The following is a 24,269-nucleotide window of genomic DNA, read 5'->3' as shown; positions in this document are numbered from 1 at the left end:
CTCAGCGTGTCCCGAAGAGACGATCGCCTGCATCACCGAGCCCCGGGCGGATATACCCTTTTTCATCCAGCCCACGATCGACAGCGCAGGTCACGATACGCACATCGGGGTGTCGTTCATTCAGGCAGATCACCCCCTCGGGTGCAGCCAGAAGGCAGACGAAGATGATCTTGCGCACGCCGCTCGCCTTGATGCGATCGATGGCCGCTGCGGCGCTATGGCCCGTCGCCAGCATCGGATCGACCACGATACATTCACGATCGGCCACGTCTTCGGGCAGCTTCATGTAATATTCGACGGCTTCGAGCGTATCGTGGTCGCGATAAAGCCCGACATGGCCAACGCGGGCTGCCGGAATCAGGTCCAGCATTCCATCGAGGATGCCATTGCCTGCGCGCAGGATGGACACGAAGCAAAGCTTCTTGCCGGAAAGCTGACGGCCTTCCATGCGCTCCAAGGGCGTCTCGATCTCGACCGGTTCGGTGCTGAGGTCGCGCGTCGCCTCGTAGCACATCAGAAGGCTGAGCTCGCGCGTCAGCCGCCTGAAGCCTGCAGTCGAGGTCGACGCCTGGCGCAGGCGCGTCAGCTTGTGTTGAACGAGCGGGTGGTCAAGCACGACCAGGGAGGAAGGAAGGGCAGTCATGAGGCGTTCCTTAGCGTGAATTCGTTGCGCTGTCAGCTTGGTTCAAAGCGCAACGCCACACCATTCATGCAAAAGCGCAGCCCCGTCGGCTTTGGCCCGTCTGGAAACACGTGGCCAAGATGCCCCTTGCACTTGGCGCAATGCACCTCGATGCGTGTCATGCCATGCGTTTTGTCGACCGTCGTTTCAGTCATGCCATCGCGCGGCTTGAAAAAGGACGGCCACCCGCTGCCGCTCTCATATTTGGTGTCTGAATCGAACAGCGCCTCGCCGCAGCCTGCACAGTAATAGACACCCTCACGCTTCTCATCATTCAGCGGGCTTGAGCCCGGACGTTCAGTGCCATGCTCACGCAAGACGCGATGTTGTTCGGCGGTCAGGGGCAGGCCACAGCTGGGCATTGCGCCGCTCTCTCGGGTGTCGTCGGTCATGGAAACGCTTCCTTCGCAAATCATCGGCCATGCGGGAGAAATCCCGCTCGGGCCCACAGGATATGGCGTCTCAACGCGCCGCTTCCAGAGTGTTTCATCCAACCTCCCTGCCAGTTGCTTCAATGATTGTCCTCCCGGCTCAAAGCCGTAGGGCGCGCGCTGGAGGATGCGTGGTGTCTGCCACAAGCAGGCCGTGATGCCCCATATGGCGATACCCTAACAAACCACCTCCGGGACCACAGGCGAAGTTCTTCACAAAGCTTCCCGAGCCTGCCCTTGCTCCATTGGCCCAGAAGCGGGGGATGCAAACGGTGATCGCGCAAACGCGTCTTGGCGGGCGCTCCATGCAGGGTTTCAATGGTGCCATCAGCAAGGAGCAGGCATCATGAGCCGCAACACCCCGCACTCTTTCACAGGCAGCGCCGAAGAAACCGGGACCACCCCGCTCGATGCCTATGACGTGCTCTATACGCTGGAAACCGATCCGCCCCAGATCACGGCGCTTCTCACGGAGACGGGTGTTGTCGTCTCACGGTGCGATGCGCGCTGGGGCACACCCGACGGCATCTGGCTCGACCGGACACATATCTACTGGACCAATATGGGCGCCGATTACAATGTCGCCGATGGCACCATAGAACGCGCCCGTCATGATGGCAGTGCTCATGAAGTCCTGGTTGGACACGGGCTTGTCGTCACGCCAAAACAGCTCGCGGCAGACCCGCAGGCGGGTTGGCTCTACTGGTGCGATCGCGAGGGCATGCGCATCATGCGCAGCCATTTCGATGGTGCCGATTTGCAGGTTCTGCTCCAGAACGGGACCTACCCCAGAGACTCACGCGATATCACACGCCACTGCGTGGGCATTACGCTCGACCCTGAGCGCCAACACCTCTACTGGACCCAGAAGGGGCCACCCAAGGGAGGCAAGGGCCGCATCTTCCGCATGGCGCTCGCCCTGCCCGAAGGGGCCGATCCTGCTTCACGTGACGATGTAACCCTTCTGGCCGATCATCTGCCTGAGCCTATCGACCTGCATTTCTGCCCGGCCTCAAACCGTCTCTACTGGACGGATCGTGGCGCGCCGCCAGACGGGAACAGTCTCAACGTGGCCGAGGTGACTGCCGATGGCCTGTGCAATCACAGGGTCATTTTCAGTGGGCTGGATGAAGGAATCGGACTGGCTATCGATCCGCAGGAGAAAACGGCTTTTGTGAGTGATCTGGGCGGCAACATACGTCGTATTGACATCGCGAGCGGGGAAGCGGTGATCCTGCGCCATCAATCCCCCACAACCGGTGTCTTTCTGGTTCCCCGGCGCTGACGGAACGCGCCTCATGATGAGCCACCCTGCCCTGATGCATCAGCATGCGAATACCGACAGGGTGGCCACCATTCGCCACTCACAGCATTCTTAGCCAGAAAATGGCGTGAACCCGCCGGGGGAGAGTTCGCAGAGCACGCAAAATGCGGCATCATGGGCGCAAAATTGCAGGAGACTACTCATGTCCGCATCCCCTTCCAGCGTGCCGCGCCCGGTCATGCTCGTCATCCTCGACGGTTTCGGCGATAGCGCCACCCGCGAGGACAACGCCGTAGCTCTGGCCAATACGCCGAATTTCGACCGTCTCTGGGCAGGCTCCCCTCATGCCTATCTGAAGGCGTGCGGTGAGGATGTCGGCCTGCCGGAAGGGCAGATGGGCAATTCGGAAGTCGGCCACCTCAATATCGGTGCTGGTCGCGTCGTCATGCAGAACCTGCCACGCATCAGCCGCGCCGCGCGCGATGGGTCGCTGGCCAGCAACACTGCCCTGTGTGCCTTGATCGACGCGCTCAAGGTCAGCAAAGGCACCTGCCATCTGATGGGGCTGGTTTCCACGGGCGGCGTCCATGCCCATATGGACCACGTCATTGCGCTTGCCGAAATCGTGGCACAGGCCGGTATTCCCGTGGCCGTGCATGTGTTCTCCGATGGGCGCGACACTGCACCCGATTCCGGTGACGGCTTCATCCGCACTCTTGCTGCTGCCCTCCCGGCTGGCGCAAGCATCGCCACGGTCAGCGGGCGCTATTATGCCATGGATCGCGACAATCGCTGGGAACGCGTCAGCCGCGTCTATGATGCGATCGTCTCCGCAACTGGCAATCACGCGGATGACGCGCTGAGCGTTCTGCCCGCCAGCCAGGCCCAGGGCGTGACAGACGAGTTCGTCGAGCCGACCGTGATCGGGTCCTACGCCGGTATGAAGGATGGCGATGGCATCCTGTCCGCGAATTTCCGTGCCGACCGCATCCGCGAATTGCTCGATGCGATGGTTTTCCCCGATTTCGATGGCTTTGCGCGCTCGAAAACCATCAAATTTGCCGCTGTATGCGGCATGACCGCCTATAGCTCGGCTCTGGCACCGTTCATGAGCGTCATGTTCCCCAAGGAATCGATGGAGCACCTGCTGGGCGATGTCGTTTCACAGGCTGGACGCGCGCAGCTGCGCATGGCCGAGACCGAGAAATATCCGCACGTCACCTACTTCCTCAATGGTGGCCGCGAGGCTGTTCTGCCCGGTGAAGAACGTATTCTGGTCCCCTCACCCAAAGTGGCCACCTATGACCTGCAACCGGAAATGTCTGCCCCGGAGCTGACCGACAAGGCCGTAGCTGCCATCGAAAGCGGCAAGTTCGACCTTATCGTTCTGAACTTCGCCAATCCCGACATGGTGGGCCATACCGGCGTGCTGGCAGCCGCCATCAAGGCGTGCGAAACCGTGGATACCGGGCTCGGCCGTATTGTCGATGCCATCGACAAGATGGGCGGCGCGCTGATCGTCACAGCCGATCACGGCAATTGCGAGACCATGCGCGACCCGGTTACCGGTGGCGCTCATACGGCCCACACCCTCAACCGGGTGCCGGTGCTGCTTCACGGTGCGAAGGGCGTCACAGCCATCCATGACGGACGTCTGGCTGATCTGGCTCCCACGCTGCTCACCCTGATGAACCTGACCAAGCCAGCCGAGATGACCGGCAAGTGCCTGATCAACGGCTGAATCCGCCGTGCCGGTCGCGAGCCTCATCCTGACCGGCTGTTCAGCCCTCGGTAAAATGCGCTTCACGGGCGGGTGGGTTCATCCTGCCCGTCTGAGAGCCCGTTGGGGAGAAAAACCTCGCGAGACACTAGGTCAGAGCGGGGGCTTCTCTCAGGACACCTCCCACTCGCCCTCTGTTCCGATTTCGTCCAATTGGCGCTGCACCATCGCCCTCTTCGCGCCTCTGCATCCCTCAGGGCGAGATACCTCACGAGAGGATGCCTCTTTTCCTGCCGATACCCATCATGCCGCTGCCGCGCCTGAAGCTGCGTCTTTGTGCGCAACACGTTTCGCAAGGGCGTTTCGCCTTGGTAGCGTGACGCTGGGCTTTGGGTTTGCGCTGGCCGCGTTATCGCCAGCAACGGGGGCGACACCCCATACGAAACAGGGCAATGCCAACCAGAAGGCGCTCGACAAGGCCATTGCAGACAAGAAGGCCCTGATGGCCCGTCAGGCCAATGAGGCGGCCCTTATTGAAACCCGACGCAAGGATCAGGCCCGAGCTGCTCAGGAGGCTGCGTTGCAGGCCCAGAAGGCCCGACGTTACTCTGCCCTGACCAATCAGGCCGAGAACGAGCTGGACGCAACGCAAAAGCAGATCGACGCCCTGACAACCGATATTGCCTCACTCACGGCAAGACAGAACGATCAGCGTCTGGCGCTTGCCCGACGCCGCGCTGCCCTCCAGACCATTCTGCCTGTCGCCCTGCGCCTTGCCCGCTATCCCGGCACGTCTGTCGTTGCCCTCTCGGGGCAGGCCGATGATGCGGTTCAGGGCCTGAGCGTGATTGCGGGGCTGACACGCCTGACCACCCGGCAGGCGGAAGATCTGCGTAGCCAGAAAACGCTCCTGGATCAGACGGCTCACGAACTCGCAGACCGGAACACGGCGCTGGAAGCCGCAAAACGCAAACTGGCCGCTCTGCGCGATCTCAACGCCAGCCGGATGGAAACCGCTGCCCACCAGCAGGCCGAGGCTGAGGCAAGAGCCCGGCAGGCTCATGATGAAATCGCAGCGGCAACGGCAAAGGCCGCGACGCTCGAGGATGCGCTGACAGCCATCGACAAGGCGCAGGCCAGCATCAAGGCACGAATGGAAGCCGAGGCCAGAGAACTGGAAAGGCAGAACCAGCAGGCAAAGGCGCGCGCGCTTAGCACGCAGGCCCGCGCCCTGAGCAGTTCGGGCAATGGCGTGACACGGGGCGGCGGACATGGCCCCGTAGCCGGTCGCATACTCACCGCCTGGCACCAGACAACCGAGAGCGGCCCGGCGAGTGGCATAACCTATCAGGCAAGCGCCGGGAGTTCGGTCAGCGCGCCCTGTGCAGGACAGATCGACTTTGCCGGACCGTTCCGGTCATTCGGCAACATGATCATTCTCGATTGCGGGCATCATTTCCGTTTCGTGCTCTCAGGATTGGGAGGGCTTTCCGTCTCGACGGGGCAGACTATCAGCCGCCATGCTGCGCTCGGCACCATGGGCGGTGGCGGCGGGGCACTCTTCGTGCAACTGCGCTCGGGAAGTAAAATCATCGATCCCGGCCCCTATCTCTGAAGGGTAACCTCACGCGACGCCAGAACCCCTCTTGGCGATTCTGTGTTGTTTCGACAGACTGCGTTAATATCGCTATAGATTTCAGATCTTAGTGCGGTGGAGGCTCTGGTGTTCAGGCTCCGCTGAAAGACAGACGCTAACAGGATCGGCACCGGACCTCAGGCTCCGTACCGGATTCAAGGGATGAATTGCATGAAGCTCCGCACTGGTCTGCTGCTCGGAACGGCATTCCTGGCCGGAATCACCGCCGGTCCGGCGTTGGAAGCCGCCATGGCCCCGAGCCTCGGGCAGATGATCAGCAGCAAGGCCTTCGCCAAGGAAGTCGCGGCCGACCCTGACAACCACAGCGAAACCCTGCGCCTACTCACCTTGTTCGGAACCGTGCTCGACCTTGTTCGCGCCGAATATGTCGAGCCTGTCAGCGACAAGGATCTGATCAACAACGCCCTCGATGGCATGGTGGGCGGTCTCGATCCCCACAGCTCCTACATGAACGAGAAGCAGTTCAAGGAGATGCAGATCCAGATCAGCGGCAAGTTCGGCGGTCTGGGCGTGCAGGTTCAGCAGCAGAACGGCCATATCCGTGTGGTCTCGCCCATCGATGGCACCCCTGCCTCGCGCGCAGGGCTCAAGCCGGGCGATTACATCACCGAAGTCGATGGCAAGTCGCTTGAGGGTCTGACCCTCGATCAGGCCGTGACCAAGATGCGCGGCGATCCGGGCACCAAGATCACCCTGACCATCATTCGCGCGAAAGAGCCCAAGCCGCTCAAGGTCACCATGACCCGCGAGGTCGTGCATGTGCAGGTCGTGCGCTCGTCGCTTTATGGCAATATCGGCTATATCCGCATTTCCGAATTCGACGACGACACCGAGACCGCACTGCATGAGGCCTATGACAAGCTAAAGGCAAAGTCGGGCAACAAGCTGCAGGGTCTTGTGCTCGATCTGCGCCTGAACCCCGGCGGCAAACTGGATCAGGCCATTGCTGTGAGTGACGATTTCATCCCCGAAGGCGAGATTGTCTCGATCCGCGGGCGTCACGCCGAAAACAACCGTCGCTGGGATGCCAAAGGCACCGACATCACAGGCAAGCTGCCGATTGTCGTGCTGATCGATGGCGGATCGGCCTCGGCCTCCGAAATCGTGGCCGGTGCGCTTCAGGACCATCGCCGCGCCGTTCTGGTGGGCGAGAAATCCTTTGGCAAGGGCTCCGTGCAGTCGCTCATTCCCGTGCCGGGCCATGGTGCCGTGCGTCTGACAACGGCGCGTTACTACACGCCATCGGGCCGCTCCATTCAGGCTTTGGGCATCGCGCCCGATATCGTGGTCAAGGAAAGCAAGGACGACGATGGCTACGGCTATCGTGAAGCCGATCTGGCCCATATCATTACCAATACAGGCGGTAACAAGAACAAGGCCCCGACACGGACCGACCTGCCTTCCATCTCGGCAAGCATCCCCCACGCGCCTGCCGATAACTGGCCTCGTTTCGACCCGGCCAAGCCGGCGACGGACTTCCAGCTGCAGCAGGGTCTGCGTGTGGTCCGCGCCATGGCATCGCTGCCTGATGAAGCCCTTCCTCTGGGGCAACCGGCTGCTGACAAGACTGCTGCAAAAACCCCCGATGCGAAGCCCCCGGAAAAGGCGACTGACGACAAGGCCGCCGGAGAAAAAGCGGCGGGCAAGGATCAGAAGCCCCCTGCTCCGGGTTCTTCTTCCACGCAGCACTGATTTTTTCTGGCACCGGCCCCTTTCGAGGGGCCGGTTTCATATCTTCCGCTTGACGCTTCAACTCCATCCGAGCCCTACGCCATGATCGATCCGGCCACGCTTCCCTATCGCCCCAACGTGGGCATCATGCTGTTCAACCGCGAGGGCGCCCTCTTCCTCGCCAGACGGACCGATCTGCGTGATGTCTGGCAATGCCCTCAGGGCGGGATTGACGAGAACGAATCTCCGGAAGAAGCGGCACATCGTGAATTGCGTGAGGAGACCGGGCTGCGTCATGCCACCCTGCTGGGCAGCTATCCCGGTTGGTTGCCCTATGACCTGCCCGCCCATCTGATTGGCAAGGCACTCGGAGGACGATATCGCGGTCAGACGCAACGCTGGTTTGCCATGCGCATGGCCGAGCCTGACAGCGCCATCGATCTGGCAGGAGATGGCACTGAACCTGCCGAATTCGATCGCTGGGAGTGGGTTCGCCCCCGGGACGTGACAACCTATAATCTGGGCTTCAAGCGTCCGCTTTACGAGCAGATCCTGCCCGCCCTGGCGGCTTTGGCGCCTCCAGCGGTCTAGAAACTTCAATAAAGCCCGGCGCAGACAATAAAGAGCCTGCGCGCCTCAGGCAGTCATCGGGGGAAACAGCTCCCCCGGCTCACACCCGCCCCCTCAGAGGAGACAAGTGCCTCAGGGGGCGTCGATGATCTCGAGCGTGGCGGCTTCCAGCACAACCTCCGGTGCGGCCTCAACCAGATCGAGCGACTGGTTACGCACGAGGCGGGCATAGAGTCCGCCCTGCGCCTGCAACTCGGCATGGGTACCCATTTCGACGGCCGCGCCTTCGCTCATGACGATAATCAGGTCCGCACTCTTAACCGTCGACAGACGATGCGCCACAATGATGGTGGTACGGTCACGGCGCAGATCGGCCAATGTGGCCTGAACCTTGGCCTCGCTCTCTGAGTCCAACGCGCTTGTCGCCTCATCCAGCAGCAGCAGACGCGGATCACGCAGCAGCGCGCGCGCCAGCGCCACACGCTGCCTTTGCCCACCCGAAAGACGCTGACCACCCGGGCCAACCCGTGTATCGAGCCCCTGCGGCAGGGTGTCGGCAAAATCGACTGCCGCCGCAAGGGCAGCCGCCTCGACTTCTGCACGGCTGGCCGTGGGGCGACCGATGCGAATGTTCTCAAGCACGGACATGTCGAAAAGTGTGGTGTCCTGGCTGACATAGGCAATGGCGTCGCGCAACTCGGACAGCTTCAGATCACGCAGATCCACCCCGTCGAGCAAAATCTGCCCAGCGCTGACGTCATGAAGTCTCGGAATGAGCGATAACGCCGTTGATTTACCGGCCCCTGACGGCCCGACCAGCGCCACGGTCCAGCCCGGTCGCACATCAAAGCTTAGGCCACGCAAACCTGTGCGGCCATCGGGATAGACAAACCCGGCCTGATCGAACACTAGGCGTCCATGCCCCGGCGGCAGGAGACGCGCATCCGTGCGTTCGGCCACGGCTGGCGGTTCGTCGATGACCGAAAAAACACGCTCCAGCCCACCGAGACCTTCCTGCAGGGCTGCATTGAGCGACCCAAGGGCGCGCAAGGGGCGCGAAGCCGCAAAAAGAGCGGCAATGAAGGCCGTGAAATCACCCAGCGTCGCGCCACCCATCGCGGCACGCCAGCCGGCGAAACCGAGCACCGCAGCAATAGCCGTGCCACCCAGCACCTCAAGCACAGGATCGACACGCGCCCGCCCGCGTGAAATCCGCCAGAAAGCGTTGTGCAGCAGGTCCAGCGATCCATCCACACGTCGTGCTTCGCTATCCTCCATACGATACACGCGCACCTGACGGGCCAGCGCAAAGCTCTCATTGAGCAATGTCGCCGTCTCACCGATCTGCTCCTGCATACCTCCCGAGGCGCGACGCACACGCTTGCCAAGTTTCTGTATCGGCACAGCGGCCACCGGATAGAGCACGAGCGCGATCAGGCTCAGCTCCCAATCGGTATAGATCATGGAGGCAACAAGCCCGACCACGGTCACGACATCTCCCAGCGCATTGACGGCGCGGATCATGGCCTCACGGATCGAGACCGCATCGGTGGTAAAGCGCGCAGCCCACTGCGCGGGTGCTTCTTTTTCGATACGGGCGATATCGGCTGTGAGAGCATGGGCGAACATGCGTGACTGCAAGCCGCGTATGACCACGAGAACGAGCCCCTGTACGGACAGGGTCTGGCCATATTGCGTGGCGGCCTTGAGCCCTGTCACCAGCACCACCAGAGCAGGCACCTGATAGAGAATACGCGGGTCATGCACCGCAAACATATCCACCGCGCGCTTGATAACGAGCGGATACAGAGCCGTCAGCCCGGCGGTCAGAACCGTAAGCACCACGACGGCGGCCAGACGCCCGACATGATGACGGACTTCCTCACGCCAGATGCGAAAGATCATCTGGCGTCCCTGCACCCCCTGCGGGTCGATGCGTCGCAAAGGGGTCTGGGCTGCAGGCTGCGCTGTTTTCATTCCTGCGGTTTACCCCCCTGCGCCCTGTGACGAAAGAGGCAGGCGCGTTTTCAGTTCGGCAAGGCAGTCCATCCGGTCGGGCAGACAGCCCTGGCTGCGCCACCAGGCAGCCAGATGGGCAAGAGTCTCTCCTATGGCCGGCCCCGGTCGCACACCAGCGGCCATCACATCACGCCCGGCCAGCGGAAAAACCGGACGCTCAAGCTGTGCAAGCCTGTCTCTCAATGTGTTCCATGCCTTGGACGAGACATCGGCTATCCTCTCAGCCTGTGCAAACCAGCTACGGTCGGTCAATGTCTGCCGGTCATGACAGGACAGCAGCATGCGAAGCGCGTGGTCGCCCAGTGAGGGGGCGAGGATCAACGGGTTCTGCGTTTCATACCCTTGCACATCGAAACCATGCAGCGGGGTAGATGGGCTCATACGGTCAAGGCGCTGCGCCTGTCTGCCCGACAGCCGAAGCCGCTCGGCCAGATCGGGCGTGTCAGCAAGCAGCCCAAGACGCAGGATGTCATCGGGCGGGACATCGGCATCGAGTGCACGGGCCAGACGCGGCAAGTCTGCCGAAGGCAGGAGGCGAGGCAGGATACCGGTATCGGCCATCAGATGCAGGCTGCGCATGAGATTGGGCCCTGTGAGAATACGCAGTATCTCGCTGGCCACACGCTCGGCGGAGAGCCCATCGATCAGGGCAGCATGGCTGGTGATTGCCCGTATCGCTTCCGCATCGGGCCGATCCTGCGGGCCGGTGCCTCCGAAACGCGCCTGAAAACGGAAAAACCGTAGGATACGCAGCGCATCTTCCTCAATGCGGCGGGCGGCATCGCCCACAAAGCGCACATGATGCGCCGCGAGGTCCTCAACCCCCCCGAAATAATCATGTATGTCGCCATGACGGTCACAGAAGAGCGCATTGATCGTGAAATCGCGTCGCGCTGCGTCCTCCTGCCAGTCTGTCGTCCAGGCAACCTCAGCATGACGTCCGTTCGTTTGCACGTCACGCCGCAATGTCGTGATTTCATAGGGCACATGATCGATCAGCGCTGTGACGGTGCCATGAGCCAGCCCGGTCGGTATCGTCTTGATTCCCGCCGCTTCGAACAGGGCCTGAACCGTCTCGGGGGGCTCCGGGGTTGCCAGATCGAGATCATGCACCGCATCACGCCCGATGAGCAGATCGCGCACCGATCCACCAACGAGACGCGCCTGCGGCAAGATATGCCAGAGGCGATCGAGGCCCGAACGATCAGGCAGTTTGTCGAGAAGGCTCAGATGAGGCACGGCTGTTGATCAGGTTCCGGAACAGAAGAAAAAACGGCTGTCGTGCCCGCCGCCCCACGCCAAGCCCGATCAGGGCATGGGGGCCAGCGGGAAAAAGCGATTATGGCTCCATACGCCCATGCAGGGGCGACAGCCAACATGACCGGGCACAGCAAGGGCCACGAGTTCGTAATAGACCGGGCGCGACAGCCGGGCGAGCACGGGCTGGTCGCCCTCGCCGCGACGGACCTGAACATAGGGTATGGCCGCGCAATCTTCCGATGGCGGATGGTCCCAATCGACAATCAGGGGATGGGCGGGCCCAACGCAAAGCAGCTCATCCATATTGGTGCGCAGGCACAGATTTTGCTGACGGCCGCAGCCACCACGAAAATCGAGTTCCCGCACGATGAACGGGGCATCTTCCACCTGTATGATACCAGACTCAGTCGGCGTCCTCAGCCAGAACTGCCCCTGGGCGTCACGTGTCAGCATGGAGCCAAACAGACACAGCATTTCCTTGCGGCGTATGGGCGAGCCCCGATACAGCCACGTCCCGTCGCGTCGGATGACAAAAGGCAGGGCACGAGGTGCCTGCTCGCCCCCTGTCCTTTCCAGCGGGGCAAGCCCGATATCGGACGCGCCCTGATCTGCGATCCCTTCCGCTCGCATCGCGCCGGCACGATCCACGCCGGAAGGAACTGAACCAGCGGATGACCGGCCCTCGCAACCTGCACGGGTCGGGAACCCGGCTTCATGAGTCGCAGAACGCTCTGCGCCGTCTGTCGCCTGTTTAACCACGCCGTCCTTCAAGGTTCTCTCCGCTCACGGTCCAAAAAATTTGGTCTCCTGCTGCAAGTTGGGTCGTCTTATGGCTTGATGAAACCCCCGGAACTGTCAGATTGGCAAATATGAGCCAGAACGATCTCTCTTCCTTCCCCGCCGGATACCGCCCGGATGAAAACCCGGCTGATCTCGCTTATGTCGAGCAACTGACCGCCCAGCTGGGTGCCGTCAGGCAGGCCATAGGCCAGGTTGTTCTGGGTCAGCGCGATGTCATCGACCGTCTGCTGGTCACGATCCTCTCCGGGGGTCACGCGCTTTTGATCGGCGCACCGGGCCTCGGCAAGACGCTTCTTGTCAGTACCGCAGCCCGCGTTCTGGGCCTCGATACACGCCGCGTGCAGTTCACGCCGGATCTGATGCCATCGGACATCACGGGCAGTGATATTCTCGACGAGGACGAAAACGGCCGTCGTTTCTTCCGCTTCGTCCGCGGGCCGATCTTCACGCAGCTTCTCCTGGCCGATGAAATCAACCGTGCCAGCCCGCGGACGCAATCCGCCCTGCTTCAGGCCATGCAGGAATATGAAGTGGCCCAGGCAGGCACAAATCACCCTCTGCCTCGCCCTTTCCATGTTCTCGCAACACAGAACCCCATCGAGCAGGAAGGCACCTACCCCCTGCCTGAAGCCCAGCTTGACCGCTTCATGCTGCGTATTGCGCTCACCTTCCCTGAGCGCGATGCCGAGCGCGACATGCTGCTCCAGACAACCGGTGCTGTAACAGCGAGCGCCCCGACCCTTCTCACCCCGGCCGATCTGATCGAGGCGCAATCCCTGGTGCGGCGTCTGCCCGTAGGGGAAAAAGTCCTCGAAGCCATCCTGACCCTCGTACGTGGTCTGCGCCCCGAAACGGCCTACAAGCCCGAAATCGGCACGTCGCTGCTCTACGGGCCGGGCCCGCGCGCGGCGCAGGCGCTCATGCTTGCCTGCCGTGCCCAGGCGCTTCTCGATGGGCGTCTGGCACCCAGCCTCGATGATGTGGCGGAACTGGCAGAGCCGGTTCTCGCTCATCGTATGGCGCTGAGCTTCCCCGCGCGCGCCGCGGGACAGAAGGTGGAAGCGCTGATTGCCTCGGCTGTCGAGGCGCTTCTCTGATCGTGAGCGGTTTTTTCGGCAAATGGCGGCGTAGCGAGGCAAAGCCATCTCCCGCTGCGCAGGCCGGGTCATACCCGGAGGCGGAAGCCCTCCTCCCGTCCCTGGTCATCGAGGCAGAGCGCATCGGGCGGCAGTTGCGTGCTGGCGTGCATCATCAGCACCGCGCTGGCGCAGGTGAGGATTTCTGGCAATACCGCCCGGCCCATGACCACGAACCGGCGCATCGTATCGACTGGCGTCAGTCCGCCCGCAGCGACCAGCTCTGGGTCCGTGAGCGTGAGGCCGAAGGGGCGCAGATCCTCTCCCTCTGGTGTGACCCATCGCCCTCGATGAACTGGCGCTCACGCCCCGAATTGCCGCTCAAGACCACGCAGGCCCAGCTTGCCACTCTGGCGCTGGCCTCCGCCGCGCTGCATGGTGGCGAGCGCGTGACGCTGCTCAATGGGCCAGAACAGGGACGCTCCGTCAGCGGGCCGCACTCCCTCTCACGCCTCGGACAGAATCTGGCGTTTGCCGCCTCGACGCCCCTGCCCCAGCTCGACACGCTGCGCGCCTATGGGCAGCTCGTTCTGGTCAGTGATTTCCTGATACCCCCCGAGACCCTGGACCGGATCCTGCGCGATATTGCAGCCCGACCAGCCCGTACGGAGCTTCTCTGCATCCTCGACCCCGCCGAGCGAAGCCTGCCTTACGCAGGCCGTATCAGCTTTGACAGCCTTGAGGATGAGGGACAGCTTGTTCTGCCAGCGGTCCAAACTCTGGCGGAGCCCTATGAACGTGCCATGCAGGCCCATCTCGATCAGCTGGCGACCCTGGCCGAGGCGCATCGCACCGGCTTTACCCTTCATCATACGGACCAGCCACTCATGCCCGCCCTTCTGGGCCTGCATGCAAGGTTGAGCGGGGGCCATACGAGCGGGGGAAGCCTGCGTCCATGATCTTCCTGACCCCCCTTGCCCTGGCGGGGCTGATCGCTCTGCCCCTGCTTTACTGGCTGGTGAAGGCGACCCCACCGCCGCCGAAGGATCTGGCTTATCCCTCGCTCCAGATCCTGCGCCGTCTGCAAGCCAGAAACACCGATACGGCGCGTTCACCGCTCTGGCTGCTCCTGCTGCGCCTGCTCGCTGTTGCCCTGCTGATCCTCGGTCTGGCGCAGCCCGTCTGGCTGGGGCGCGAAATCAGCGCAGGCGGCGGCCATGATCTGGTTCTGGTGCTCGATAATGGCTGGGCCGCCGTGCCGCACTGGCAGGAGCGCATCCGCGCAGCGCGCAGTCTGGCCGAGCGCAGCTTTCGCGCAGGACACGCCGTCACGCTGGTTCTGACTGCCCCTGACCCCGATGGGACGTCCCCTGCGCCCTTCACCACGCGTGATCGCCCGCGTTTCGAAGAGCGTCTTCTTGCCCTCGCCCCCCATTCATGGCCCACGGATCGCGTCCATACGGCCAGCCAGATCGATACTCTGAGCCACAGCGCCGCGCTGACACAGTCCGATCTCGTCTTCATCTCGGATGGCGTAGCAACAGGCGGCGATACGAGCCTTGCTAAGGCGCTCGCCAGCTTCAATGGCACGGTGAGTGACATGCGCTGGCCGGGCTGCGACACGATGATGCTGAGCGTTCATCGCGCTGCCGATAATAATTTCACCGCGACCACAAGCGGGTTGTCCTGCCCCGCCACAGCATCGGGCGGACTGCAGATCAGGGCACGGTCGGAAAATGGTGGCACGCTCGGGATTTTTCCGCTGCCCACCGGTCAGACCACGCCGCTGGACCTGCCGCTGCCCCCGCTTCTGCGTAATCGCGCCGCCCGCTTCGTTCTCGAACGCGATGCAACGCCTCTCCCCGGTCCCGCCGCCATTGCCCTGCTCGATGCAGGTGAGCACCGGCATCCGGTCGGTCTGCTCACTCCCGGCACGCAGGATACCCCGCTGACGGGACAGGGGTTCTTTCTGTCCCAAGCCATCAGCCAGGTAGGTGAATTGCACCGTGGCGCTGCTGATGACCTGCTGCGAATGAAGCTCTCGGTACTGATCGCGACAGATGGCACCCTCGCCGACGAGCAGACACGCCAGCATGTGGCGGAATGGGTGCGTCACGGTGGGGTGCTGATCCGTTTCGCCGGCCCCGTTCTGGCGGCCGATGCACAGGCCAGTGCACATGACATGGCGCGTACCCTGCTGCCGGTGCCGCTCATGAGCGGCATGCGACAGCTTGGTGGCCCGATGTCATGGGGCAAGCCACAGGTCCTTGCCGCCTTTGCCGAACATTCCCCTTTCGAGGGCTTGCCCCTGTCCCATGAGGTGACAGTGACGCGACAGGTTCTGGCTGAACCCACCGCCGATCTCGGTGCGCATGTCTGGGCCCGACTGAGTGACGGCACGCCTCTGGTGACGGCCAGTGCGTTCGGACAGGGAGAGCTGGTCCTGTTCCATGTTACCGGCACCTCAGACTGGTCGAGCCTGCCGCTTTCCGGTCTGTTTCCTGCCATGCTCGAACGTCTGGTTGAGCGCTCGCTCGGCCAGCAGAACGAGACAGCCCTGCGCCAGCTTGTTCCGTTCACCATGCTCGATGCCAATGGCCAGCTTGTTCCACCCCCCGAAGCTGCCCGCCCTCTCGATGTGGGCACACTCGCCACGACGCGCCCTGACGCCCAGCACCCGCCGGGTTATTATGGTCCGCATCTGTCGCGCCGGGCCTTCAATCTGGGTAATCATCTGCCCCCGATCGCAGCAGCGCCTCTGATGGGGCGCAGCCTCACCCCCGACCATGTTTCGCCCGACCGGCCTCTTGCGCCGTGGCTTCTGGGCATGGCGCTGGTGATGCTGTTGGCCGACTGCCTTGTGGCATTGTGGCTGCGTGGGCTGTTGGGGGGCCCCGGCCGGGGTCATACCGAGAGCAGAAACCGCACTGGCGCGAAAGGCGCAGGCCTTACTCTGTCAGCCCTGATCCTGCTCGGCACTATGTATGCCTCTCCGGCGACCGCGCAGGAAGATGACGAGAGCCCGAAACATGCCGGGGTGACCCACGGCGTCGTTCCCGGTGCCGCGCTTGAAACACGGCTTGGCTATGTGCTGACGGGTCATGACGATATCGACGAGACCTCCCGTGAGGGTCTGCAAGGCCTGTCCAACTACGCGTCCGATCGCTCCTCCGCCGTGATGGGCCATCCGGACGGGCTGGTCCCCGGCAAGGATGATCTTGCCTATTATCCCCTGATTTACTGGCCGATCACCGACGATGTGCAGGAAGATTCCAGACGCTCGGCGGCCCTCAACAGCTTCATGGCGCATGGCGGTATTCTCATGCTCGACACACAGGGCACGGGCTCCGATCTTTCCACGCAGGATGAAGGGCAGATGCGCTCGGCCCTGCGGCGCGCCACGGCAGGTCTGGTGGTCCCACCACTGTCAAAGCTCGATGATCATCACGTTCTTGCCCACAGCTTTTACCTGCTGCACGATTTCCCCGGCCGTGTTCAGGGCCTGCCTGTTTGGGTGGCCCGCAGCGGCGATGACAGCAATGACGATGTCAGCCCCATCATTATCGGTGCCGGTGACTGGGCGCATGCCTGGGCGATGGATGCCCAGGGCAACACCCCCTACGCCGTGATCCCCGGTGGTGACGAGCAGCGCACACAGGCCTATCGCTTTGGCGTCAATCTGCTGCTCTATGCCCTGACCGGCAATTACAAGGCCGACCAGATGCGCGTGCCCGAACTCCTGAAGAGGATGGAGCAATGATCCATCTCACCTTCATGCCGCTCCTGCCTTTCTGGCTGCTGACAGGTTCTGCCGCGCTGGTTGTGGTGGTCGGTGCCTATGCGCTTTTTCGTGGCGCACCGGGCAGTGTGCCACGCCTGCTTGCGCTTCTCCTTGTGCTGTTCTGGCTGAGCGGCCCACGGCTGAGCCGGCCATTTTTCGAGGCAGCCCCGCAGGATGTGCTGCTGGTGGTGGATCATTCGCCGTCCATGGCCCTTCGTGGCCGCATTGACAGCGCGGATAAGGCCGCCCGCACACTGCAACAGGCAGCCCACGACATTCCCGGCCTGACGTTGCATGTTGTCGATGTTGCGGGCGGTTCAGGCCATGGCACACGTCTGTTCGATGCCATCGCCCAGGCCGATCTGCCGCCGGGACGGTTCAGCGGTGCCATTATGGTCACTGATGGCATGGTGCATGACATCCCGTCAGCCCTGCCTTCGGTTTTCACACGCGATGGCAGGACCCTGCCGCTTCATGTCCTGCTTACGGGCAAGGGCGAGGAAACAGATCGGCGCCTGCGCGTATTGCAGGCTCCCCCCTACGCCCTTGTCGGCAAGGAAGCCCAGCTGCGCGTCGTTGTGGATGACCTCGGTGTAACGGGCAGGCAGCCTGTCACCCTTACCGTGCATCAGGGCGATGAGCCGCCCCGCCATATCGACGCCCTGTCGGGTGAACCCGTCGATATTACCGTGGCCGTGCGGCACCCCGGCGAGACACTGGTCACCCTCGATGCCGCGCCGCTTGCCGGTGAAGTCAGCACGCGCAACAACAGCACCATCGTGCGCATCAATGGCGTGCGCGACAGGCTGAAGGTGCTTCTAGTCTCGGGAACACCCAATCAGGGTGAGCGCGTCTGGCGAAGGCTGCTGAAGGCCGATCCCTCGGTCGATCTGGTGCACTTCACCATTCTGCGTCCGCCCGACAAGGATGACGGCACCCCGCTTTCCGATCTTGCCCTGATTCCGTTTCCTATCAAGGAGCTGTTTCAGGACCGTATCAAGCAATTCGACCTGATCATTCTGGACGGGTTCCACAATGCCGGGATCCTGCCACAGGATTATCTCGCCAATATCGCGGATTACGTGCGCGAAGGGGGTGGATTGCTGCTGACTGCCGGACCGGAATTCACCGAGGACGGCACACTTCAGGACACGCCTCTTGCCGATATCCTGCCTGCCCATGTGCCTGGCGATGGTGTGATCAGGGAGCGTTTCGTTCCGCAGCTTACGCCATCGGGCAAGCGTCATCCGGTGACGGCGGGGCTGCCGACCAATTGGGGCCCCTGGTATCGGGCGCTCGCCTCCGACCGCGTCAAGGGCACCCCCCTGCTGACCGGGCCGGAGCAGCAGCCACTTCTGGTGCTCGATACGGTACAGAAAGGGCGCGTGGCGCTGCTGCTTTCCGATCAGCTCTGGCTGTGGTCACGCGGCGAGGGCGGCGGCGGCCCGCAGGCCGAATTGCTCAAACGTCTGTCGCACTGGCTCATGAAGGAGCCGGACCTGGAAGAGAACCAGCTGCGTGCGACAATTGGCGAGGACAGCCTGCACGTCGAGCGTCACAGTGACAGCGAGCATCTCTCGGGGCCTGCCATGATCACGGCACCCGATGGGCGCACCTTCCCCCTGATGCTCAAGCCGTCGGGCAATGGCGTATTCGAGGCCCGTTATCCCGTCACGGATCAGGATGGGCTCTGGACCATCCGGCAGGATGGTCTCACCGCCTTTGCGGCGCAGGCCAGCCGCAACCCGATCGAGGATGCCGATCTGCGCGCCACTGCCCTGCGCCTCTCGCCTCTGGCGAAAGAGTCGCATGGAGCTGTCCTCTGGCTTGGCCCTGATACCGCCACCCCTGCGATCAGGCAGATTGCCGATGCTGGCCGCGGTACGGCCATGTCTGGCGCGGGGTGGATCGGTTTTCCACGTCAGATGGTGCCTGTTGCCTCGTCGAGCCGCCTGACAGAGATTGTCCCGTCCTGGCTCGCGCTGTGCGGGGTTCTGGCGCTTCTTTTCCTGGGCTGGTGGCGCGAAGGGCGGCTTCGCCGCTGATAGGGAGTCGCCAGCTTGTTAACGATCATTTATAGTCAACCCATGCGCCACTCGAGACTTCACATGAATGTCCCACGATTCTTTCCCCTGATGCTGACGGCTGCCCTTGCGGCAACGCCAGTCCTCTTCGTTCCCTGGCATGCTGCGCATGCGCAGTCTGCAGATGATGCGGAAGCGGAACAGGAGGCCGAAGAGGCGCAGAAGAAGGCTGAAGCCCGTCGGGCCGCCAAGGCGGCAGCGCCGCCTTCCGCCCTGCCTGGCGCTGACTCTCAGGAATCCGATGCGGGCCACGCCAATGTGGACCTGAACCCGACCGACGCCCTGTTCGATGCCATCAACCGTGGCTCGCTCAATGCGGCGAAGGAGGCTCTCAACCGCGGCGCGGACATGAATGCCAAGAACGTCCTGTTCCAGACTCCGCTGGACATGGCGATCGACCTCAACCGCAAGGATATCATGTTCCTGCTGCTGTCGATGCGGACCTATGGCGATGACAGCCGATTCGCTGCAGAAACGACCCACTCGCAGATCGAAACCGATGCCAAGGGGAACGGGCACCTGACCATCAAGGGCAAGGGTCGCAAGGGGACCTCGGCCGTGGCCGCATCCACCAAGCCGCGTTTCGATGTTTCCGGAGGCCAGGCCCAGCCGGATATCGGGTTCCTCGGCTTCGGCGGTCGCTGATCGCTTCCTGCCCCCGCCTCGACGAGCCTCTGCACCAGACGATCCTCTGGTCGAGCGCACGAACTGCAAAAAGCGTATCGGTCTCCCGATACGCTTTTTTTTGCGACTGCCCTCATGCCAGCAGAAAGACGGAGCCGGATATCTCACCCGGCTCTCGCCCTCGCCTGAGCATCAATCGATCGCCGCTTCATGACGCACGGGACGGATCCATTCATCGAGCGTCAGGCTTTGTCCGGTAATAGGCGTCACCGCGTCACGACGCAGATCGAAACGATAGCGCCCCGCGTTGCGCACCCAGTTCTCTCCCTCGACCCGCGCCAGCAGACGCGGCTCTAGCGACACCTGCACTTCCTCCGTCTCGCCCGGTGCGAGCATGACCTTTGCAAATCCCACGAGACGGGGCTGGAACGAGGAATCACCTTCGAGGGTGGCATAGATCTGCACGACTTCTGCCCCGGAGACGGGCCCGGTATTGGTAACGGGCAAGCGCGCCACGAGTGCCTGTGGGTCAATCGCCACATCACCGTAGTCGAAATGCGTATAGCTCAGGCCGAACCCGAAGGGATATGCGACAGGCTTTCCGGTCCGTGAGAACCAGCGATATCCTGTATCGGCGCCCTCAATCGCGTAGTCGCGATGCACAATCGGTTTGTCCACGGGCTCACCGGGATTGGAGATGACCGTCTGCGGATCGATCTGTCCGGGGCGCGGCAGATCGCTCTCACTCAGGGGAATGGTGAAGGGCAGACGTCCCGAGGGAGTGACGCGCCCGAACAGGATGGACGCCATTGCCTCTCCCCCGCCAGACCCTGCGTAGAATGCGTGCAGGATAGCAGGCACCTTGTCACGCCAGGGCATGAGAACCGGGCCGCCGGTTTCAAGCACCACGACCGTGTGGGTATTGGCCGCCGCCACACGTTCGATCAGGCGTTCCTGCTCACCGGGCAGCGAAAGCCCCTGCACATCCTGCCCTTCGGTACGCCACAACTCCGCGAAAATGACCACGATATCTGCTGTCGCCGCCAGACCGGCAGCACGGTCGATATCCTGACCGTCATCATAACTCAGATGCGCCTGCGGCGCTGCAGCGGCGATGGCCCGCATGGGAGAGGAAGGATGATAGACTTTTTCCAGCGGCACACCGGCAAAAGTCGCGCCCTCCATCTGCAGGCTGCCCTTGGGTGTAACCGAGGACGAACCACCTCCTGAAAGAACACCCTGATCTGCGCGGGCACCGATCAGCAGAATATTCTGAGCCGCCGCCTTGAGCGGCAAGAGCGCGTTTTCATTGCGCAGCAGGACAATACCGCCTTCAGCGGCACGCTGGGCGATCCGCTTATGCGCCTCAAAATCGATGTTCCCACCCGGCTCGGCAGGATCGTCAATGGCTCCCACGGCGAAGAGACTGCGCAGCTGCCTCTGAACCGACTGATCAAGACGCGCCCGCGGCACCTCACCAGCGGCTATTGCCTCGTCCAACAGCGCACCAAAGAACGGCTTGGGGTCGATATTGGCGCCGGATTGCACATGGAGCCCTGCCGTAATGGCCTTGACGGTGGTGTGGGTGGCTCCCCAGTCCGACATGACCCAGCCACGATAGCCCCAGTCCCGACGGAGCACCTCGCTGAGCAAAAAGGTATTTTCTGACGCCCAATGGCCGTTGACGAGATTATAGCCAGGCATGACGGCGCCTGGGCTGCCGATCTCGATGGCAATCTCGAACGCCAGAAGGTCGCTCTCCCGCAAGGCTGCCTCATCGATATCCGAGCTGATCATCACCCGACCGGTTTCCTCGGGGTTGATCGCATAATGCTTGATGGTCGAGACCACCTTCTGTGACTGGATTCCCTCAATGGACGCACCAGCGATCTGACCGGTCAGCAGAGGATCTTCAGATATATATTCGAAAATGCGCCCCCCGCGTGGTTCGCGCACGAGATTGGCACCCCCACCGAGCACGACATTGAACCCCTTCGCACGTCCCTCGCACCCAACCACGCGGCCCGTCTCGCGGGCAAGCTCAGGGTCGAAAGAGGCACCGAGCATAAGGGACGATGGCAGCGCCGTAGCGTTGTCATTGGGGCGGACATTATTGAGATTGCCTATGCCCAGGCTTGCATCGCTCTGCTGCTGCGCCGGAATACCCAGCTCTGGCATCGCCGGGAAATAACCGGCGGAACCAATAGCGCCTTCGGGTTTGCTCTCATCGCCAATCGGGATAGCCATCGGGCCGGCCATCCATGACATCTTTTGCGTATGGCTCATGGCTTCGGTGGCCGCGCGGGCACGCGTATCGGGATCCAGCGTCGGGTCGAGCCACAATGGCGTGCCCTCTCTTGGCCCTGTGCAAGTGGCAGTGCCAGTGCCCTGGGTATCTGCGCGGGATGTCGTCGTATCCATGATCGATATCAGCCTCATCATCTTCAGCGGATACTCGCAGGACGGAAAACGCGCACACCATCCCTGATGGATCGGCATTGCGCTCCAAAGACGCTTGCCCGCGAGCCTGATCTATAAACGCGCCAGCATGTTACAGATGCAAAGTCACAGTAACGCGACATAATTTGTCAATAAAACCAACGAATACACGAGCGCCGGATTGCACCGGCCTGATGCCGGTTCTGTCTGCACAATCAGGGTGCGACACCTTCCCGAGCCCTTTGACGTACCGCTATGCCATCAGCACAAGAGGCGTGCCGGGCAGCCTGATCTTGCCCAGTTTTACAAATCAGACCCCACGGACGCAGAGCCTTGCGGCAGGACGGGCGAACCTAGCCGACGTTACGCAGGGGCGTCTGCGCCATTTCGGTGCGCAGGATATCAATCTGAAGCACTTCGCCCTGACGTTCAAAATACCAGAACGTCCAGCCGTTGCAGGATGGGGCGTTGGTCAGCAAGGCGCCCATCTTGTGAATGGAGCCACGATGCGAGCCGGAAACGAGGCTGCCATCGGGCATGACAATCGCGCTGACACGACGCTGGCGGTCGAACAGTTCGGTCCCGGCAGGTAAGGCCCCCTGCTCGACGAAGCTGCCAAACGGCACGCGCGGCATCTCGCGCTTGGCCGGAGTGATCGCCAGTTGCTCGTCAGAAAGACGCACCTCCGCTTCGACACGGGCACGTGCCGCCTCGATATAGTCGGGGTGCCGCTCGATACCGATAAACCGGCGCCCGAGGCGCTTTGCCATCGCCGCCGTTGTCCCGCTACCCGAGAACGGATCAAGAACAATATCATCCACGATAGTGGACGCAATCAGGACGCGATGAAGCAGGCTTTCCGGCTTTTGGGTCGGATGCAGCTTCAGCCCGTGCGCGTTGCGCAGGCGCTCATTGCCGGTGCAGAGCGGCAGATACCAGTCGCTTCGCATCTGCATGTCATCATTCAGCGCCTTCATGGCCTGATAATTGAAGCGATATTTGCTTTCAGGCCCGCGCGCGGCCCAGATCAGGGTCTCGTGGGCATTGGTGAAACGACGCCCCCTGAAATTGGGCATAGGATTGGCCTTGCGCCAGACAATGTCGTTCAGGATCCAGAACCCCAGATCCTGCATGATTGCGCCCAGCCGGAACACGTTGTGATAGGACCCGATTACCCAGATCGTCCCGTCCTTGGTCAGGAGGCGACGGGCTTCGGTCAGCCATTCACGCGTGAAATTGTCGTAGGTCGCGTAATCGGCAAATTTGTCCCAGGCATCGTCCACACCATCGACCACGCTTTCATCCGGGCGGCGCAGTTCGCCGCGCAGCTGCAGGTTATACGGCGGATCGGCAAAAATGCAGTCAATGCTGGCATCAGGCAGGCCACGCATCGTGTCGATGCACTCACCACACAGGATCTGATCGAGAGGAAAATCCTGCATTAGATGGCTCCAGCCGAATGGGTGGCACCCGCAATATGGGCACGTATAGGGGCAAAATCGCGTCGGTGATGCGGCGTGACACCGGCTTCACGCAGACCGGCCATATGGACAGCCGTGCCATAGCCCGCATTTTTCTCCCAGCCATAAGCGTTATGGCGTTCCGAGAGGCGAGCCATGAGGCGATCCCGCTTGACCTTGGCGATGATCGATGCCCCGGCAATGGAAAGGCTCTTGCGGTCGCCGCCAATGACAGCGATGGCAGGACAACCCAGTTCAGGCAGGCGATTGCCATCGACAAGGGCGAGATCCGGGACGGCACCGAGATGCGTCAGGGCGCGCTGCATGGCAAGGTGGCAGGCTTTGCCGATATTGATCTGCTCGATTTCAGCCACCGATGCCGCTCCAAGCCCGATCCGGACTGAAGGGTGATCGATCAGCGCCGCATAAGCTGCCTCGCGACGACGGGCGCTCAGCTTCTTTGAATCATCGATCAGCACAGAGAGCGCCGCATCGGGCGGCTCGAGAAACATGAGTGCTGCCGCGATGACAGGTCCAGCAAGCGGGCCACGGCCCACCTCGTCCAGGCCGGCGACCCTCTTCTCCGGTGCCCCATTGGCAAGTTCGAGAGTGAAGTCCGGCATGGTGCAGTTACATGATCCCTGGCAGCTTGAAACAAGACAGACTGCCCGAGTCGCACAGTCCTGCGAATCGCTTTTGAATCACCCGAATCGCGCTGTAAACCCCTGTA

The 24,269-nt window shown here is 62.3% G+C and carries 18 protein-coding genes; 10 read left to right on the top strand and 8 right to left on the bottom strand.

What is annotated here, in order from left to right:
• Position 1: 1 nt before the first annotated feature.
• Together upp and msrB are read right to left on the bottom strand one after the other, a co-directional pair.
• Entirely contained in the window at positions 2-643 is a 642-nt protein-coding gene (gene upp, locus Asbog_RS03860; RefSeq protein WP_023978953.1) for a uracil phosphoribosyltransferase, read from the bottom strand.
• Between the two features lie 32 nt (positions 644-675).
• Entirely contained in the window at positions 676-1,074 is a 399-nt protein-coding gene (msrB, locus tag Asbog_RS03855) for a peptide-methionine (R)-S-oxide reductase MsrB (protein WP_023978954.1), read from the bottom strand.
• A gap of 385 nt (positions 1,075-1,459) precedes the next feature.
• Here msrB and Asbog_RS03850 point away from each other — a divergent pair, with 385 nt between their 5' ends.
• The 5 genes from Asbog_RS03850 to Asbog_RS03830 all read left to right on the top strand — a co-directional run bounded on the left by Asbog_RS03850 (position 1,460) and on the right by Asbog_RS03830 (position 8,016).
• Positions 1,460-2,398 carry an SMP-30/gluconolactonase/LRE family protein gene (locus Asbog_RS03850; RefSeq protein ID WP_062164138.1) on the top strand — a complete coding sequence of 313 codons (939 nt, stop codon included), beginning with the start codon at positions 1,460-1,462 and terminating at the stop codon, positions 2,396-2,398.
• A gap of 181 nt (positions 2,399-2,579) precedes the next feature.
• Complete coding sequence (gpmI, locus tag Asbog_RS03845) at positions 2,580-4,118, top strand: 2,3-bisphosphoglycerate-independent phosphoglycerate mutase (RefSeq protein ID WP_062164137.1); 1,539 nt, start codon at positions 2,580-2,582, stop codon at positions 4,116-4,118.
• Positions 4,119-4,125: 7 nt separating this feature from the next.
• On the top strand, positions 4,126-5,712 hold the full coding sequence (locus Asbog_RS03840) for a murein hydrolase activator EnvC family protein (RefSeq protein ID WP_146926477.1): 1,587 nt from the start codon (positions 4,126-4,128) through the stop codon (positions 5,710-5,712).
• 192 nt (positions 5,713-5,904) lie between these two features.
• Positions 5,905-7,446: a S41 family peptidase gene (locus Asbog_RS03835; protein WP_083510935.1), complete on the top strand. Its 1,542-nt coding sequence runs from the start codon at positions 5,905-5,907 to the stop codon at positions 7,444-7,446.
• 81 nt (positions 7,447-7,527) lie between these two features.
• Positions 7,528-8,016 carry an RNA pyrophosphohydrolase gene (locus Asbog_RS03830; RefSeq protein ID WP_062164135.1) on the top strand — a complete coding sequence of 163 codons (489 nt, stop codon included), beginning with the start codon at positions 7,528-7,530 and terminating at the stop codon, positions 8,014-8,016.
• A gap of 111 nt (positions 8,017-8,127) precedes the next feature.
• Here the strand turns inward: Asbog_RS03830 and Asbog_RS03825 are convergent, their stop codons facing one another.
• The 3 genes from Asbog_RS03825 to Asbog_RS03815 all read right to left on the bottom strand — a co-directional run bounded on the left by Asbog_RS03825 (position 8,128) and on the right by Asbog_RS03815 (position 12,045).
• Positions 8,128-9,900: an ABC transporter ATP-binding protein gene (locus Asbog_RS03825; protein WP_231944689.1), complete on the bottom strand. Its 1,773-nt coding sequence runs from the start codon at positions 9,898-9,900 to the stop codon at positions 8,128-8,130.
• An 81-nt stretch (positions 9,901-9,981) separates the two neighbouring features.
• Positions 9,982-11,253: a CCA tRNA nucleotidyltransferase gene (locus Asbog_RS03820; protein WP_062164134.1), complete on the bottom strand. Its 1,272-nt coding sequence runs from the start codon at positions 11,251-11,253 to the stop codon at positions 9,982-9,984.
• 69 nt (positions 11,254-11,322) lie between these two features.
• The gene (locus Asbog_RS03815; protein ID WP_371861663.1) at positions 11,323-12,045 is read right to left on the bottom strand and encodes a DUF1285 domain-containing protein; all 723 of its coding nucleotides are present in this window, start codon (positions 12,043-12,045) and stop codon (positions 11,323-11,325) included.
• Positions 12,046-12,143: 98 nt separating this feature from the next.
• Between Asbog_RS03815 and Asbog_RS03810 the strand changes: the two genes are divergently transcribed.
• The 5 genes from Asbog_RS03810 to Asbog_RS03790 all read left to right on the top strand — a co-directional run bounded on the left by Asbog_RS03810 (position 12,144) and on the right by Asbog_RS03790 (position 19,661).
• Positions 12,144-13,172, top strand: a complete 1,029-nt coding sequence (locus Asbog_RS03810; protein ID WP_023978963.1) for an AAA family ATPase — start codon at positions 12,144-12,146, stop codon at positions 13,170-13,172.
• Positions 13,173-13,174: 2 nt separating this feature from the next.
• Positions 13,175-14,110 carry a DUF58 domain-containing protein gene (locus Asbog_RS03805; protein WP_146926475.1) on the top strand — a complete coding sequence of 312 codons (936 nt, stop codon included), beginning with the start codon at positions 13,175-13,177 and terminating at the stop codon, positions 14,108-14,110.
• Positions 14,107-16,911 (top strand): DUF4159 domain-containing protein, encoded by a 2,805-nt coding sequence (locus Asbog_RS03800; protein ID WP_062164132.1) that lies wholly within the window; start codon positions 14,107-14,109, stop codon positions 16,909-16,911. The genes Asbog_RS03805 and Asbog_RS03800 overlap by 4 nt, the downstream gene beginning before the upstream one ends.
• Positions 16,908-18,977: a glutamine amidotransferase gene (locus Asbog_RS03795; protein WP_062164131.1), complete on the top strand. Its 2,070-nt coding sequence runs from the start codon at positions 16,908-16,910 to the stop codon at positions 18,975-18,977. The genes Asbog_RS03800 and Asbog_RS03795 overlap by 4 nt, the downstream gene beginning before the upstream one ends.
• Positions 18,978-19,067: 90 nt before the next feature.
• Positions 19,068-19,661, top strand: coding sequence for an ankyrin repeat domain-containing protein (locus tag Asbog_RS03790; RefSeq protein WP_369794245.1), 594 nt, complete (start codon positions 19,068-19,070; stop codon positions 19,659-19,661).
• A gap of 171 nt (positions 19,662-19,832) precedes the next feature.
• Here Asbog_RS03790 and Asbog_RS03785 read toward each other — a convergent pair whose 3' ends face one another.
• The 3 genes from Asbog_RS03785 to Asbog_RS03775 all read right to left on the bottom strand — a co-directional run bounded on the left by Asbog_RS03785 (position 19,833) and on the right by Asbog_RS03775 (position 24,162).
• Positions 19,833-22,061, bottom strand: coding sequence for a beta-glucosidase (locus tag Asbog_RS03785; RefSeq protein WP_171840657.1), 2,229 nt, complete (start codon positions 22,059-22,061; stop codon positions 19,833-19,835).
• Positions 22,062-22,432: 371 nt separating this feature from the next.
• Positions 22,433-23,521 carry a site-specific DNA-methyltransferase gene (locus Asbog_RS03780; RefSeq protein ID WP_023978969.1) on the bottom strand — a complete coding sequence of 363 codons (1,089 nt, stop codon included), beginning with the start codon at positions 23,519-23,521 and terminating at the stop codon, positions 22,433-22,435.
• A complete protein-coding gene (locus Asbog_RS03775; RefSeq protein ID WP_062164130.1) occupies positions 23,521-24,162 on the bottom strand; it encodes a ribonuclease HII in 642 nt (213 codons plus the stop codon). Before Asbog_RS03775 ends, Asbog_RS03780 begins: the two co-directional genes overlap by 1 nt.
• Positions 24,163-24,269: the final 107 nt, after the last annotated feature.

Source organism: Asaia bogorensis NBRC 16594, assembly GCF_001547995.1.
GTDB lineage: Bacteria > Pseudomonadota > Alphaproteobacteria > Acetobacterales > Acetobacteraceae > Asaia > Asaia bogorensis.
The sequence above is the reverse complement of the archived record's forward strand: the minus strand, read 5'-3'. Positions and strand labels throughout refer to the sequence as shown.

Coding starts and splice junctions, on each gene's coding strand:
- upp (WP_023978953.1), bottom strand. CDS start 643: ATGACTGCCCTTCCTTCCTCCCTGGTCGTGCTTGACCACCCGCTCGTT.
- msrB (WP_023978954.1), bottom strand. CDS start 1,074: ATGACCGACGACACCCGAGAGAGCGGCGCAATGCCCAGCTGTGGCCTG.
- Asbog_RS03850 (WP_062164138.1), top strand. CDS start 1,460: ATGAGCCGCAACACCCCGCACTCTTTCACAGGCAGCGCCGAAGAAACC.
- gpmI (WP_062164137.1), top strand. CDS start 2,580: ATGTCCGCATCCCCTTCCAGCGTGCCGCGCCCGGTCATGCTCGTCATC.
- Asbog_RS03835 (WP_083510935.1), top strand. CDS start 5,905: ATGAAGCTCCGCACTGGTCTGCTGCTCGGAACGGCATTCCTGGCCGGA.
- Asbog_RS03830 (WP_062164135.1), top strand. CDS start 7,528: ATGATCGATCCGGCCACGCTTCCCTATCGCCCCAACGTGGGCATCATG.
- Asbog_RS03825 (WP_231944689.1), bottom strand. CDS start 9,900: ATGATCTTTCGCATCTGGCGTGAGGAAGTCCGTCATCATGTCGGGCGT.
- Asbog_RS03810 (WP_023978963.1), top strand. CDS start 12,144: ATGAGCCAGAACGATCTCTCTTCCTTCCCCGCCGGATACCGCCCGGAT.
- Asbog_RS03800 (WP_062164132.1), top strand. CDS start 14,107: ATGATCTTCCTGACCCCCCTTGCCCTGGCGGGGCTGATCGCTCTGCCC.
- Asbog_RS03795 (WP_062164131.1), top strand. CDS start 16,908: ATGATCCATCTCACCTTCATGCCGCTCCTGCCTTTCTGGCTGCTGACA.
- Asbog_RS03790 (WP_369794245.1), top strand. CDS start 19,068: ATGCTGACGGCTGCCCTTGCGGCAACGCCAGTCCTCTTCGTTCCCTGG.
- Asbog_RS03785 (WP_171840657.1), bottom strand. CDS start 22,061: ATGGATACGACGACATCCCGCGCAGATACCCAGGGCACTGGCACTGCC.
- Asbog_RS03780 (WP_023978969.1), bottom strand. CDS start 23,521: ATGCAGGATTTTCCTCTCGATCAGATCCTGTGTGGTGAGTGCATCGAC.
- Asbog_RS03775 (WP_062164130.1), bottom strand. CDS start 24,162: ATGCCGGACTTCACTCTCGAACTTGCCAATGGGGCACCGGAGAAGAGG.